A 13,453-nucleotide genomic window follows, 5' to 3' on the forward strand; every position below is an offset into this window, starting at 1 on the left:
TCTCCCTCCTCTAACCGTCTCGCCAGCTGCGAATGCCTGCTCGATACAGTCGATCTCGGCGCACCTACGCCTATGCATAACATCGGCACGATCCAGGACCCTGCGCCCGCCCGAGCCAGAGGGCGGCGCCACCGGGGCAGATGGCCACGCACATGCGCCGCCAACCGCATCGCCCGGTCATCGGTGTGCGCGGCGGCCGCGATCCGCACCAGCGGGTCCGGGTCATCCAGGCACGACCGCAGCACTCCCAGGCTGGAGACCAACGACCGGTGCAGCTCCGCACACACCCCGCACTCCGGGTCACCGACCGAACCTGCACCACCCAGGTGCACCAGGGGCGCCATCACTCCGCTCCCCCGTCCCGCGTCTGCCGTCGATGGTCGGCGTCACGGCCCGTCAGATACGTCGGGGCCCGACCGGGCGGTGCCCAGTACAGTCTCCGGCCCTCCTCGTCCGGCAGCAGCGCCTTCCGGCACTCGCTGCAGCCCATGACGATGTAGCCGCCGCCCGAATCGGTCTCCACGCTCGCCACGGCCTCGACCGGTCCCGGTCGGCGGCACACGTCGCACACCCGATCTGCGCGACCGGAGGCGACACAGTCCGCGCACGCGTGAGTGGCGCAGCCCGGCCCGGGCCGGTTCTCGATCCCGCCGACCGCTGTCACCAGGACATCAGCGGCGGCGCAGTACGAGCAGCTGCCCGGCGTCTGATCCGCCATCACGCGCCTCCCAGTGCGCCGATCGGAAGCGGCGGCAATGCGAACGCCGGCCCGGCCCACCACGGGGTCGTACGGCCGCACGCATGCTCCACCAGTGCACAGCCCTGGCAGATCAGCCCGTCACCGTAGGGACGCGCTGGCGAGGCCTTTGCCTGGCAGAAGCTGCAGCACTCGGATTGGGGAACTGGATGCTCCATCGGGGTAGGTTGGCTCACGTCGACTCCTTCAGCAGTCGGCCACGCCCCGGGATGGTGTCCGCCGTCGCCGGGGCTTTTCTGACCACAGAGTACGAGCCATGTAGAGCTATGTATAGCTTTCCCAAGATTCGCGCAGGTCAGGTCCGCTCTACGGTGCTTCTGTGGATGATCGCCAAAGCGTTCCGGCATTCGACCCTCAGGGCCCCGAGCTGGTGTATGTCGCTCTGGCCGACCACATCGCGGCGCGTATCGCGGCCGGAGAACTGCACCCCGGTTCGCGACTGCCCAGCGAGCGAGACCTCGCCGCGGAATACGGCGTGGCCTATCTGACTGTGCGCAGGGCGGCCGTGGTACTCCGCGAGCGTGGGCTGATCACGACCGTCCACGGGAAGGGCACATTCGTCAACGCGCCTCAACCGCCCGACGCTAAGTAGCTGGCACCCGCCCTCCGACAGGGGGACGGCGGTCTCGCCAGTGCAGGGAAGAACCGGACGCGGCCATGGTGCCCCCTCGTCCGATCAATCACTGCGAGGGTGCTTCCCGGCGGAAACCCAAGAGCCCGCCCCGGCATCCAACACGCTCCTCCGCCGCCCCCTGGTGCCGTGGAGCGGCAGCCCCAAGCATCCGACAGTGCGCTTGCGCCGATACCCACTGCCAGCAATGCTAGATTCAATCTACGTAATATTCGATCTAGCATTGCCGAGGTGGCTGTGGAGTTCCAGGGACGCGCCGACGATCTGCAGATCCTGCAGCAACAGCTCCGCACGATCGCCGACGGCCGGGGGGCCACCCGGGGGCGCGCCCTGACCGTCACCGGGCGCAGGCGGGTGGGCAAGTCCCGACTGGTCCAGGAGTTCTGCGACCGCTCCGAGGTCCCCTACCTGGTCTTCCAGGCCACTCGCGGACGCAACCCGGTCACGGAGCGGGCCGATTTCCTCGCCACCGTGGCCCAGTCCGACCTACCCGGTGCCGAACTCGTCGCCGGGCTGCAGGCCGGCGACTGGAACCAGGCGCTGCGCACACTCGCGCTGGCGGTCCCCGACGACAGCCCCAGCATCGCGGTCCTGGACGAAGTGCCGTGGCTGATCGAGCAGGACACGGAGTTCGAGGGCGCCCTGCAGACCGTCTGGGACCGGCACCTGTCGGACAAGCCCGTGCTGCTGATCCTGGTGGGCAGCGACCAGTCGGTCATGCAGGCACTGCAGACCTACGGCCGGCCCTTCTTCGGACGCGCCGCCACCATGACCATCAACCCGCTCCACCTGGCCGACGTGCAGGACTTCACCGGCCTGGACGCCGCGGAAGCCATCGACGCCCTGCTGATCACCGGCGGCTTCCCCGAGGTGCTCTCCTCCTGGCCGCACGCCATGCCCAGCGCCCAGTTCCTGCCCCAGGCCCTGTCCGACCCCCTCTCGCCGCTCCTGGTGTCCGGCGAGCTGTCGCTGCTGGGTGAGTTCCCCGAATCCAGCCGGGCCCGGGCGGTGCTGGAGGCGGTCGGCAGTGGCGAGCGCACCTTTTCCACCATCGCCGCCGAGGCCGGCGGCTCTGCGGCCCTCCCCTCGGGCACCCTCTCCCCCATCCTCGCCACCCTCCTCGACAAACGCGTCCTGGCCGTCGACGACCCGCTGTCGACCAAGCCCGACACCAAGAACCGCCGCTACCGCGTCGCCGATCCCTACCTGCGCTTCTGGCTTGCCTTCCTCAACCGCGGCCTGCCCCTGGTCGAGCGCGGCCGCAGCGATCTGCTGCTGCAGCGCATCAACCGCTCCTGGCCCTCCTGGCGCGGACGCGCCGTCGAACCGATCATCCGCGACGCGTTGCTGCGCCGACTGCCCGACGACACCTGGCCGGCCACCGAAGCCATCGGCGGGTGGTGGAACCGCCAGAACAACCCCGAGATCGACCTGATCGGCGCGGACCGCCAACCGGTCGCCAAGCGCCTCCACTTCGCCGGCTCTATCAAATGGCTCGACGACCGTCCCTTCGACCGCCACGACTACGACGCCCTCGCTCGCGACGCCGCCAAGGTCCCCGGCGCCACCGACGACCTCCCTCTCATCGCGGTCTCCCGCAGCGGCACCCGCGGCCCACTCCCCCTCGCCCAGGTCTGGAGTCCTCAGGACATCGCCGACGCATGGCGATGACGCCACTCTCGCCGTGGCTGCTGCGTTTGATGGTCGGTCCGCCGCCGCGCTCATTTGAGGTAAGGCTCAAGCAGGAACCAGTAGTTCACTGTGGGGCCGTGCGTGCCGAGCCCGCCGCCGAGGGACTCGTAGAGGGACCGGGCCGCCGTGTTCGCCTCGTTGGTGGTCAGGAACATCTTCGTGGCTCCGGCCTTCGCACCAGTCTCCATTAAGGCACGGAGGAGGTCCCGTCCGATGCCCTGGCGGCGGTGGGCGTCCGCCACGTCAAGTTGGTGGACGTAGAGCATTGATGACGAGTCGGGACGCGTCAGGTGGTGGCCCCAGCACCAGCCGAGGACCTCAGTGTCGTGGGCTGCTACGAAGGCCAGTGCGCTGGGTGTGTCGGCGAACGCCCGAACCATGTCGGCCTCCGCGGCTCCGCGGAAGTGGTGGACTGCCCGCTCGAGAAGTGACAGGTTGTCCCGCGATATCTGAGTGATCACTGCGTCATCTTGCCGTGGTCGCTCGGGCGGCGGGAGGGTTCGTCACAAGCCGGGGGATCGCCGGCCCCGGGCGGCTCTGCCTACCGTTCCACTGTGGGGCTGGTGTTCCGGTCGGCCGGTGGCGGCCAGGGGCCGGTGTCGGCCAGGGGCGCGGCGCCGGCCCGGGCGTTGGGCTGTGGCATCGTCAACATCAGCATCTCTCGCGCCAACTCGGTCGGGCGGACAGCGCCGGCGTCCTCGTCCTGGCCGAAGGGGATAGGCCTCGGGGACGCCCCGGTCCTGGAAAGGCACCGGGGCCCCCGACCGCCCGGACAGTAGTTGCCCATGCGGCGACGGCCCGGGCCCTGTCGGTGCGGTGCGCTGCGCCGGTGCTTGGCTGGAGGGCGTTGGCACCGCCTTCGGTACGGCGACCGTTTCCGAAGGGGTCGGGCGGCTGAGGGTGTGGCTCGGCGAGCTCCGGACGATGTCGCCAGGACCCGTTGAGCGGAGCGCGCGGTGCCGGTACCGGTCGGGGGCGCGACTTGATGAGGTGTGCGCTCATGGGGAGGACGCCTCGTCGAGGGGGGCTCCGGTTGGTACCAGGACCGTCCTGATGTCAGGGAGCGGTTCGGCAGTGGAGCGTCGGCGCGGGTTAGTGGCCCGGGTGCGGGCAGGGTGGCGCGTCCTGCAGATGGGAGACGCCGGCGCGCCATCGCCCCGCAACAGCACCCATCAAAACCGGCGGTTTCGCGTACCACGCAATAGCTTTTCGCCCGGTCGTGCCTTCGTTCTGATTGTCGATCAGCGATCGATCCGGCTCTCCTGGGGCGGCTGCTGCACGATCGGCGGCACATGGGTGCGGCGTCGAAGGCGGGTGCGGGGTGAGGTGCCCGCTGGCGGGCTGGTCGGGCGTTGTACCGGCGCGTCACGGGGCGGCGCATTGAGAACTGGGCCGGTTCCCACGGTGGGCACATGGCGTGTTCGCTCCGCCGGACGGGAATAGGGTTTTGATCACTAATGGACCGCCGCCCGGCGAAGCACGGCCATTATCCCTAACTCGACAGTTGCTGGGCAATGTGAGGTGCGGTCAGCAACCAGTTGTATGCCACTTCTTGGGCAGGCTGGGCCTCCGCCTGGCACGCCGGGTCTCATTCGCGGCCGCGCGCCGCGCCTGTCGGCGGGTTGCCTCACGCCGCAGGGTCATGGTGGTGGTCCAGGGCCACGGCGACGTTCTCCAGTCCCTGCTCGAGGGCGTGGGCGCGCACGGCGAGCATCAGAACGGCCTCGGCTGCGCGCAACTGGGCCCAGGCGCCCGCCTCGGCGGCCAGCGCCGCGCGGGCTGGGGAGCCGACGGGGTGCCGGGCCGCCTCCTCCAGCAGGGTGACGGCCCGAGAGGCAGCGTGGCGGCCCAGTGCGGCGCCGGCCTGGAGCGCGGAGGGTGGGCTGTTGGTGGATCCGCTCACGGCAGGGCTCCCCAGGCTGATGGTGCGGCAGATAGGTGGTGTCGGCCTTCCCTGTGCGAGCTGTGGACAGTCCGCGTGAGGCCAGCCCTCACCTGATCGTGTTGGGCCTCGATGCCGGGGCTATCTCGCGGGATGACTGGGCAATGCCCCATCCTGCGTGTTGGCACGGTTCGGCATGGCGGGCCGATCCGTGGTTCGCTCAGTGCTGCTCGAAACGGATGTAGGAGGTCTTCATGGTCGCCGGTGCGACGGTGATGCCGCCGTGGCCGGCGACCGCGTGGTCGAAGGCCAGGAACTGCGGCGCGGAGGTGATGGTCCCTCCGCTTCCGGAGGTGATCTGCCCGGCCTTAGCGCCGTCGTCAAAGCCGCTGTCGCGGACGGCCGTCCAGTCGATTCCACTGATCATCACCAGAGTGTGACTCTCTCTGTGTGACCGGGTTGGCTTCCCGCCAAGCCGTCTGTGCGGCATGTCGGGCGGTGATGGCCGCATCGGCATCGGCAGGCGCCTCCATGCGTCGCGTGCGGCCTTCAGTGAGCGAGGAATCGGGTTCCTACTCATCGACCTCGACGCCGTGCGCGCGCAGCAGGCCAACGAGTCCGTCCGTCCAGCCTGAGCACACCGCCCGAAATTGCCACGTGTCGCCGTGGCTGCTGCCGGCGCGGAGGAACTCGCCCAGCACCAAGGCTGGTTCGGTGGAGCCTCCAGGTACATCGAGGTGCCAGTGAGCGTCTGCTGCCGGCAGATCCATGCGGACGCGAGTGCCGGCCAGTCCCGCAGCGGCCTCCGGGACGCTGAGGACGACAGCCACCCGCTCGATGTGCTCGGACAGGGCCGCAAGGCGCAGCACGGCGCGGGTGGTCCGCAGGTCCGCGTCGGACCCGGCGGTGTGCAGCGAGACTGCGCCGTTCGGCGTGGACAGGTGGTTGTAGAAGATGAAGTCGCTGTCGCTGACGACCTTCCCCTCGGGGCCCAACAGCAGCACCGACAGGTCGCCTTGGCTGCCGGCGGGCAGTTCCAGGCTCAGTGGTCCCTCGGCCAGCTGTCGATGCGTCACCGCTCCATCAAGAGCCTGGTGAAGGCGTTGCCGCGCCGCCGGGAGATCCGACGCGCCGTCGCCCAGTCGCTGCTTCCACGCGGAGAAGGGCACGACCGCGTACGGGTTGGGCAGCGCCGGGCCCGGGGCCGGTCGCTCCTCGCCCAGGGCCGCGTCCAGGTCGGCCAGGGCGCCAGGGGAAGCCGCGTCCTCGTCGATGCGATCCAGCAGATCGGCCAGGGGATCGCCGGGCACGATCTCCAGGGCCTTGATCCCGGCTGCGAGGCGTCCGCCCTCGGGGATGCGGACCGAGCACCGCACCTCGCGGCCGACATCCAGGAACCGCAGTGCGTCCTGCTCGGTGCGCCACCGTGCGTGCTCCACCGCGCGGCGGGTCCACTCGCCGTGCACCACCACACCGAGGCGCCGCGTGGTCGGGATACGGGTGAGCACCGCGACGTTCACGCATTCCACGGCGGGCGCGGTCGCCAGCGCCTCCTTCACGGTGGCGATCACGTTCCCGCCCAGGGTGGTGAACCACCAGGTCAAGGCGTCCCGTTTGGTGAGTGCCTTGAGGGTCGGACGGCCGGCCGGCGTGGTGGCGGGCATCCGGTCCGGGAGGGTGTCCAGGTCCGGCTGACGCATCACCACATGCAGGGTCGTGCCGTCCACGCCGACCGCGAAGCCCGAGGCGGCGTTGTCGGCGAAGGCGTCGTTGACGAGCTCGCACACCGTCGCCTCGTCGTTGGCGTTGAGCAGGCGCCACCATGAGTCGGCCTCGCCGACGACCCGCCGGTGCACCGCTGCCAGGCGCAGCTGTTCGTCGGCGAGGTAGGCATCGGCATCCCGTGCCGCCTGGGCCCGGGCGGCCGTTCGCGTGCCGCGCGCGAAGCGTCCGGTGCCCGCCAGGTGGTGCCGTTCGGCGTCCTTCAGCGCCCGTCGGCGATCGAGGGCCGGCGGCGCGGGGACCTCGGGGCGACGGACGGCAGGAAACTCCTCCAGGTGGACCGAGGTCGTGTGGCGGTAGAGCTCGTTGAGCTCCGCGATGGTCGCCTGCAGCCGCGCCTGTTCCTCGGCGCGTGCTGCCGCGCGTCGCGCCCGGTCAAGCTGTGCGGCCGTCGGCCGATGCGGAATGGACCGCGAGCGGGAGCGCCGGCTGCCGGCTGAGGCGTAGAAGGGGCCGACGCCGCTGGAGACGCGTGTCCGCCCGCCGCCGACATGGACACGGGCGATGCGCGGCCCGACCGACGCCCTCACGCCCCGGGTCGAGACCCGCAGTCGCAGTCCTGGCACGCCGACGCGAAATCCCAGTCCCATCGCACCTCACCCCACGCTCTTCCAGCGCAGCCGACCGTCGCTCGCCGTCTGACACATCATGGCGGTGCCCTTCTTGGTCACGCCCAGGTCCCCGTGGACCGAGCAAAAGGAGCCCGGGTTGACGACCACGGTGACGGAGGCCCCGGAAGAGCGCGATTCCCGTGTCGGCGCCGGGTGCGGCACCGCGGACCGCGTCGGCGTCGACGCCGGGGTCGCCGACGGTGTTGGGGTCGGCGTGGGTGTGGGCTTGGCGGCAACGGTGACCGACACCGCCGCCGAGGCGCTCCTGCCCTTGACCGCCGCCGTGTAGGAGAAGGCGTCCGTGCCGGAGAACCCGGCCTGCGGCGTGTAGAGGATCTTCCCGTCGCGTACCGATGCGGAACCGTGCGCGGGCGCGGCGACGGACGCCAGTGTCAGCGTTGGTGCCGCGCCGGACACCCTTGAGGGCACGGATCGGTCGTTGGCCAGGACGTCGATGGTCACCGCCGTCGTGTATTTCGTCGATGCGGCATCGTCGGCCAGCGATGGCGTCCAGACGACCGGTTGCGGCGAGGCCGAGACCGACGGGCTGGGGGCGGTCGATGCGGCAACATCCGAGGACGGTGGTTTTGCGGGCGCCGGAGCCGTCATCCCGATGACCATCAGTGCGGCAAATGCGGCGCCCAGTCCGATCCCGGCCTTCTTGTACCAGCGCAGGCCGCGCCAGCGGTCGCGAAGGCTTCGCCGCGGTGACCGAGCGGGGTCCTGGTCGAAGTCGTAGCGGTTCCAGCCAGGGCCGGGGTTCGTCATAAAAGGTTCGTCCTGCACTCGAAAGGGGATGGGGGTTGCCCGGGTCGTCTCCTCGGGCGCGCAGCGGCACCGGCGATCGATCTTATGTGTTTGTAGTCGGACATATGACCGCGAAAGCGGTGACTCCACTCACAGGGCAGGCTCCCTATACCATGCCTGCCGCTCGTCGGCGGCATCAGGCGGAAGGCGCGGCACAGCCGGGCCCCGGCCGCCTGGGCGCCGACGCAAAGGAGGGTCGGCGCAGCCGAAGAGGCAGTTGTGGTGGACGTGGGCCGCAAAGCCCCCTCAGGGCGCGCGGTACGGGATGCCGGTTCCACCACAGCGCGGTCGGCAGATGCGCCACTGTGCGATCGGCGCGGTGGCGCGCCGGGCTGCAGGACCACGGCTCGGGGATGACCGTGCGGAGTGCCGATCACCCCCGCCGCGCCCGAACGAACCGGCGGTCCCCCGCCTGCGGGCATGGGCTACGCCGGTGCGCCGGTGCGAGTCAAGAGCCTGAGGGCGTTCCGCAGCCGCTGTGGGTCGTACTTGAAGTGCCCCAGTCCGCGCGCACGGCGCGTCCGTCGTCTTCGACGACCTCGACTACTACGAGGTCACCGGCACCCCGACTCACGCGGTGCTCTCCGTTCGGGCGGGCCTCGGCCATTGCTAAGAGGTCAGGCTCGGATACGTTCGCGCCATGTCCGTCCATCAATCCGCAGCCGTGTCGCCCGGCCCCAGCGACCTAGCCGGTCGTGCCGCAGAACTGGATCGCGCGATGCGCCCACAACCGCGGCCTGGCGCCCACAAGACGGTCGTACTCGTGCTCGACGGGTTCTACCCCTTCGAACTCGGCATACCTCAACGGGTCCTGGGATCCGCCGGCAGCCGCTACGAGGTGATAACCGCGGGCCTGGACAGTAAGCCCGTGCGCACCGACCCGGACCTGAGGGTCACTCCCGGACACGGCCCCGAGGTGCTCGCCGAGGCGGACACGGTCATCATCCCTCCGTATGCGATCACCCGGGCCTCGGCCTCCGCCACGGACTCGAAGGCTCTCGACGCGCTGTCGAAGGTCCGGCCGGGCACCCGTCTGGTGTCGATCTGCAGCGGTGCCTTCCTGCTGGCCGGTGCCGGTCTCCTCGATGGGCGCCGGGCCACGACCCACTGGGCGCTCTGCGACCACTTCCGGGAGCTGTTCCCCCGGGTGCAGCTCGACCCCGGCGTTCTCTTCGTCGACAACGGTGACGTGTTGACCTCAGCAGGGGCGGCCAGCGGGATCGACGTCTGCCTGCACCTGCTGCGCCAGGACCATGGCACCGAGGTCGCCAACCAGGTAGCCCGCCTGTGCGTCGTGCCGCCTTACCGGGACGGCGGGCAGGCCCAGTACATCGAGCGGCCGCTGCCCCCAACGGGCGCCACCGGCACCGGGCCGACCCGCGACTGGGCATTGCAGCGCCTGGAACGTCCGCTGCCACTGGAGGAGTTGGCCGCGCATGCGGCGATGAGTAGCCGGACCTTCGCCCGGCGCTTCAAGGAGGAGACGGGTCTGAGCCCCGGACGGTGGCTGACCGCGCAGCGTTTGCGGCGGGCGCGGCAGCTGCTGGAGTCCAGTGACCTGCCGGTCGAACGCGTCGCCCACGAGGTGGGATTCGCCACTGCGACCTCGCTGCGAAGGCACCTGGCAGCGGCGGCCGGTGTCGCCCCGTCGGCCTATCGTCGCACCTTCCGCGCCTCGGAGGCGGTCCCCGGCGATGCGCGGCGTTCCAATCTCACTTAGCCATGAACGCACCGTGTGCTCCCGGTGGTTCGTCAGAGCCCCTGCGCCGGGCGGCCATCCGCACCAGCGCGCGTCACTTTTCCGGCGGGCGTAGCCGGTGTCATCAGCAGACTGAGGTCGAAGGCCGGCGCGCTGTGGGTGACGGCGCCGACCGATACCGCGTCGACTCCGGTCTCCGCGACGGCCCTGACCGCCTCCAGCGTGATGTTCCCGGACGCCTCGAGTCGGGGCCCTACCGGCCCGCGTTGCGTCACAATGTCCCGCATATCGTCGAGCGGCATGTTGTCCAGCATGATCCACTCGACTCCCGCGCTGAGCGCCTCGAGAGCCTGGGCTGTCGAGGCGACCTCCACCTCGACAGCAACGCCCTGCGTGTTGCACTCGCGCACGGCCGCGATCGCGGCGGTCACGCCGCCCGCTGCGGCGATGTGGTTCTCCTTGAGCAGCACCATCGCCGCGAGGTCGAGCCGGTGGTTGCTCATCCCGCCGGCAGCGGCCGCGGCCTTGTCGAGCGTGCGAAGACCCGGTGCAGTTTTGCGGGTGTCAAGGATCCGTACCGGGAGCCCGGCCACCGCCTCCGCGTAGGCGGCGGCTGCGGTGGCGATGCCGGACATCCGTTGCAAGAAGTTCAACGCCGTTCGCTCGCCGCTGATGATCTCTCGCGCGGATCCGTCGAGCGTGAACAGGACTTGCCCGGCACGCACGCGGTCGCCGTCCTGGACGTGCTCGGTGACGGCGACTTCGTGGCCGAGTTGCCGGCACACCTCGGCCGGAATCGCGGTACCGGCGATCACCCCGGCCTGGCGAGTGACGATGTGGGCATGGCCGCGTGTGCCGTCCGCCACTGCCCAGCGGGTGGTGATGTCGTCCTCGGCGCGGTCTTCGGCCAGGGCGCGGCACATGGCCTCTTCTACAGCGCCGGCAGCAACCGCCGCCTGGTGCTGGGCGACCGTCCACGGGGAGCCCTCAAAGCCATCAGGGCTCGGAAGGCCCAAGGCTGCCGCTGGGCCGCGTGAGTTGGGGTCTTCGTGTGCATGCGTCGATGTCATGCCTCGATCCTGACTACTCGAGCCGCCTCACGACGATGGCGCGAACGTCATCCTTCGATACATTCCCGCCACACTCGTGGAGCGCATTGTCGACGGAGAACCCGCCGGTGGCCGGAGCCGGGAGCGCGCAGCCTGCCCTCCCGGTGGAAGGGGGCAGGTGACGGCACCGCCCCCTACGGCTTCGTCGAGGGGATCACGTTCGTAGTAGTGGTTCAGCTGACGGTGGTGGTCGCCGGGCTGCGCGCCAGTCTCGTCGTTGTCCACCGCCGCCGCCTTGGTCTCTCGTGGCTCTGGACCAGCCGCACCGGGCTGCCCCCTCTCTCTCGCCGGGGTATCCCGGTGAACTGAACGTCATGGAAGGCTCACAGGCGTGCACGCTCAACCTGCGAAAGCACGGCCTTCTGGAGCAAACCCTGGCGTACTTTTTGTGACTCTATGTGCGCAGGGGGGATCTCGGTCGCGGCCGGACGTCAGCGCGGTTCGATGGGCTGACGCATGCTGACGGACGCCGTGTGCAGGAACGGGGCCACCCTGGGCAGGACCTCGAAAGCGGGATACCAGGCGCCCGCATGATCCCGATCGGGAATGCCCGCGAAGTGGGCGCCTGTCCGGGCGGCTACGGCAGCCGCGCCGCCGTGGTAAGGGTCGGACTCCCCTGTGTAGAGCATCAACGGGACCGCGAGACGGGACAATGCCGGGCTCAGATCAGGGCTGTGCTCCAACGAGCGGTGGCAAGCATCGAAGGCCGCCTCCGTCCCTGCATTGATCACGGCGGCCTGAGGCGGGAGCCTGCGTGCGGACTCCCGCAGCAGCGTCGTCCACTCGACGTCGTCGGGGAGGGCGAGGGTGCGGCGCGCGTGGGCGTAGGCGACTTCGATGCCGCCCGCCGGGTCCCACCCACCGACAACCAGGCCTGCCAGCCGATCGGGTGCGTGCAAGGCAAGGCCGCAGCCGACCCATCCACCCATGGAATAGCCCCAGTACACAGCGCGGTCCGCGCCGATGTCGTCGAGTACCGCGACCACGTCGGCGGCCCGGCGATCCAGTCGGTACTCATCCGGATCGACGGGCGCCGCGCTGCTGCCGTGTGCGAGAGGGTCGATCTCCACGACCGTGAAGGCGCTTGCCAGTGCTGGCGTGTAGCCGGCGGCGCTCCAGTGCGCTCCGATCTGGTAGATGCCGGGGTGGAGCAGCAGCGGGGGCCCGTCACCGCTCACCCGGTAGTGGATCCGCCGTCCGCTGCGTTCCGTGGATGCCATCTCACGTCCCTTCTCTGCTGCGGGATATGTGGGCCATCCTTGGCAGTGATCGGCGGATACGGAAGGAGGGACTTTCATGTACCCAGGGGACACCGAGGTAACGGACCAGGTCGGCGCGGCCTGCCCGATCCGGGACCTGCTGGACCGGATCGGCGGCAGGTGGAGTGTCCGGGTCATCGAGGAACTCGCCGGCAGGACGCGGAGGTTCACCGAGCTGGAGCGGGCGATCGAGGGGATCAGCCGCCGCATGCTGGCCCGGACGCTTCGCGCGCTGGAGCGCGACGGACTGCTGGCGCGGACCGTGTACCCGACCGTTCCCGCTACGGTCGAGTACGCACTGACGCCTCTGGCCCTCGGGCTGGCAGCGCTGCTGGCCGCCCTTGCCGACTGGGCGCGCAATCACCGCTCCGATGTGTTGGCGGCGCGCGAACGGTACGACACAGAACATGGGGCGCCGGCCGGGGCGAGCACTGGTGCGCCCGAGTCTCGTTGAGTGCCGCGGTGCGGTGCTGGTGTGACAACGCCGCGGGTCGATACGGACCTGCACGTACGGCAACGATCGCGGGGGCCGGGTCCTCGATCCACGACACAGCAGCGGGGGTCACGCCACCACAAGACCGTTGGCAGGAACCGCATGCCGGACAGGGTCCGGCTTCCGACCGCAGCAGGCGTGCCTCCTCGAACGCAGTGCTGCGGGACGAATGCTTGACGCTGTTCGCCGGGCCCGCGCACGTCGCCCCCGCGCACGTCCGAAGACCTGGAACGCTGGTGGGAGACCCATCCAGGCACTACGCCCGCGAAGTACACCGAGAAAGTGACGGGCGTTCAGAACCCCACGGCGCAGTGGGTGCGCAAGGCGCGCAGTGACCAGCAGAACCCGCTCTCATCGCTCACCCGAAGGACAACCACTTCACCTCGGCTTCCTCCAGATGAACTGCTTGGATTCTGTCGAGCTGCCGTAGGTGCTGCCCTTGATGGTCAGGTCCGTGGCCACGAGCTCCCAACCCGTGGCGTCCATATCATTGAGGTGCTGGCTGACGGCCTCGTCTGAGGAGAACCGATCGACGGACGTCTGCATGTATTGCCACTGGGCCATCGCCGGACCGTATCGCCGCGGTATGCCGGTGGCCAGAGAGCAGGTGGAAGGGGAAACTCAGAACGGGCACCAGAGGTGACCGGGTTCGTGCCCTCAACGCGGCCACCGAAGCTGGGCACTCCGGCGATCCGGCGATCGCTTGCCCGTACCCCTGGGTGCCCCTGGGC

Annotated in this window: 13 protein-coding genes; 4 read left to right on the forward strand and 9 right to left on the reverse strand. The window is 69.9% G+C overall.

What is annotated here, in order from left to right; all coding sequences use genetic code 11:
* Window positions 1-343: 343 nt before the first annotated feature.
* Window positions 344-523 carry a hypothetical protein gene (locus BIV57_RS24420; protein ID WP_139275355.1) on the reverse strand — a complete coding sequence of 60 codons (180 nt, stop codon included), beginning with the start codon at window positions 521-523 and terminating at the stop codon, window positions 344-346.
* A gap of 553 nt (window positions 524-1,076) precedes the next feature.
* On the opposite strand from BIV57_RS24420, the gene BIV57_RS00670 reads away from it, so the two are divergent.
* Both BIV57_RS00670 and BIV57_RS00675 read left to right on the forward strand, forming a co-directional pair.
* Window positions 1,077-1,349 (forward strand): GntR family transcriptional regulator, encoded by a 273-nt coding sequence (locus tag BIV57_RS00670; RefSeq protein ID WP_071654583.1) that lies wholly within the window; start codon window positions 1,077-1,079, stop codon window positions 1,347-1,349.
* 276 nt (window positions 1,350-1,625) lie between these two features.
* On the forward strand, window positions 1,626-3,059 hold the full coding sequence (locus BIV57_RS00675) for an ATP-binding protein (protein WP_071654584.1): 1,434 nt from the start codon (window positions 1,626-1,628) through the stop codon (window positions 3,057-3,059).
* Window positions 3,060-3,109: 50 nt separating this feature from the next.
* Here the strand turns inward: BIV57_RS00675 and BIV57_RS00680 are convergent, their stop codons facing one another.
* From BIV57_RS00680 to BIV57_RS24425, 5 genes are all read right to left on the reverse strand, one after another.
* Window positions 3,110-3,541, reverse strand: coding sequence for a GNAT family N-acetyltransferase (locus BIV57_RS00680; RefSeq protein WP_071654585.1), 432 nt, complete (start codon window positions 3,539-3,541; stop codon window positions 3,110-3,112).
* Between the two features lie 1,166 nt (window positions 3,542-4,707).
* On the reverse strand, window positions 4,708-4,983 hold the full coding sequence (locus BIV57_RS00685) for a hypothetical protein (RefSeq protein WP_071654586.1): 276 nt from the start codon (window positions 4,981-4,983) through the stop codon (window positions 4,708-4,710).
* Between the two features lie 199 nt (window positions 4,984-5,182).
* Window positions 5,183-5,389, reverse strand: a complete 207-nt coding sequence (locus tag BIV57_RS00690) for a hypothetical protein (protein ID WP_139275357.1) — start codon at window positions 5,387-5,389, stop codon at window positions 5,183-5,185.
* Window positions 5,390-5,534: 145 nt separating this feature from the next.
* On the reverse strand, window positions 5,535-7,334 hold the full coding sequence (locus BIV57_RS00695) for a TerD family protein (RefSeq protein ID WP_071654588.1): 1,800 nt from the start codon (window positions 7,332-7,334) through the stop codon (window positions 5,535-5,537).
* A gap of 6 nt (window positions 7,335-7,340) precedes the next feature.
* Window positions 7,341-8,123, reverse strand: coding sequence for an Ig-like domain-containing protein (locus BIV57_RS24425; RefSeq protein ID WP_139275359.1), 783 nt, complete (start codon window positions 8,121-8,123; stop codon window positions 7,341-7,343).
* A gap of 679 nt (window positions 8,124-8,802) precedes the next feature.
* On the opposite strand from BIV57_RS24425, the gene BIV57_RS00710 reads away from it, so the two are divergent.
* Window positions 8,803-9,882 carry a GlxA family transcriptional regulator gene (locus BIV57_RS00710; RefSeq protein WP_107409387.1) on the forward strand — a complete coding sequence of 360 codons (1,080 nt, stop codon included), beginning with the start codon at window positions 8,803-8,805 and terminating at the stop codon, window positions 9,880-9,882.
* Window positions 9,883-9,914: 32 nt separating this feature from the next.
* Here the strand turns inward: BIV57_RS00710 and nadC are convergent, their stop codons facing one another.
* The gene (gene nadC / locus BIV57_RS00715; protein ID WP_245797364.1) at window positions 9,915-10,931 is read right to left on the reverse strand and encodes a carboxylating nicotinate-nucleotide diphosphorylase; all 1,017 of its coding nucleotides are present in this window, start codon (window positions 10,929-10,931) and stop codon (window positions 9,915-9,917) included.
* A 470-nt stretch (window positions 10,932-11,401) separates the two neighbouring features.
* Window positions 11,402-12,190, reverse strand: coding sequence for an alpha/beta fold hydrolase (locus BIV57_RS00720; RefSeq protein ID WP_175548618.1), 789 nt, complete (start codon window positions 12,188-12,190; stop codon window positions 11,402-11,404).
* Between the two features lie 76 nt (window positions 12,191-12,266).
* Between BIV57_RS00720 and BIV57_RS00725 the strand changes: the two genes are divergently transcribed.
* On the forward strand, window positions 12,267-12,683 hold the full coding sequence (locus BIV57_RS00725) for a winged helix-turn-helix transcriptional regulator (protein ID WP_071654593.1): 417 nt from the start codon (window positions 12,267-12,269) through the stop codon (window positions 12,681-12,683).
* Between the two features lie 417 nt (window positions 12,684-13,100).
* Here the strand turns inward: BIV57_RS00725 and BIV57_RS00730 are convergent, their stop codons facing one another.
* Complete coding sequence (locus tag BIV57_RS00730; protein WP_071654594.1) at window positions 13,101-13,286, reverse strand: hypothetical protein; 186 nt, start codon at window positions 13,284-13,286, stop codon at window positions 13,101-13,103.
* Window positions 13,287-13,453 lie beyond the last annotated feature (167 nt).

Source organism: Mangrovactinospora gilvigrisea (assembly GCF_001879105.1).
Taxonomy (GTDB): domain Bacteria; phylum Actinomycetota; class Actinomycetes; order Streptomycetales; family Streptomycetaceae; genus Mangrovactinospora; species Mangrovactinospora gilvigrisea.

What these genes read in the sequence shown, in the direction of transcription:
- BIV57_RS00695 (WP_071654588.1), bottom strand. Translation starts at nt 7,334, where the DNA reads ATGGGACTGGGATTTCGCGTCGGCGTGCCAGGACTGCGACTGCGGGTC.
- nadC (WP_245797364.1), bottom strand. Translation starts at nt 10,931, where the DNA reads ATGACATCGACGCATGCACACGAAGACCCCAACTCACGCGGCCCAGCG.
- BIV57_RS00730 (WP_071654594.1), bottom strand. Translation starts at nt 13,286, where the DNA reads ATGGCCCAGTGGCAATACATGCAGACGTCCGTCGATCGGTTCTCCTCA.
- BIV57_RS00690 (WP_139275357.1), bottom strand. Translation starts at nt 5,389, where the DNA reads ATGATCAGTGGAATCGACTGGACGGCCGTCCGCGACAGCGGCTTTGAC.
- BIV57_RS00720 (WP_175548618.1), bottom strand. Translation starts at nt 12,190, where the DNA reads ATGGCATCCACGGAACGCAGCGGACGGCGGATCCACTACCGGGTGAGC.
- BIV57_RS24425 (WP_139275359.1), bottom strand. Translation starts at nt 8,123, where the DNA reads ATGACGAACCCCGGCCCTGGCTGGAACCGCTACGACTTCGACCAGGAC.
- BIV57_RS00725 (WP_071654593.1), top strand. Translation starts at nt 12,267, where the DNA reads ATGTACCCAGGGGACACCGAGGTAACGGACCAGGTCGGCGCGGCCTGC.
- BIV57_RS00710 (WP_107409387.1), top strand. Translation starts at nt 8,803, where the DNA reads ATGTCCGTCCATCAATCCGCAGCCGTGTCGCCCGGCCCCAGCGACCTA.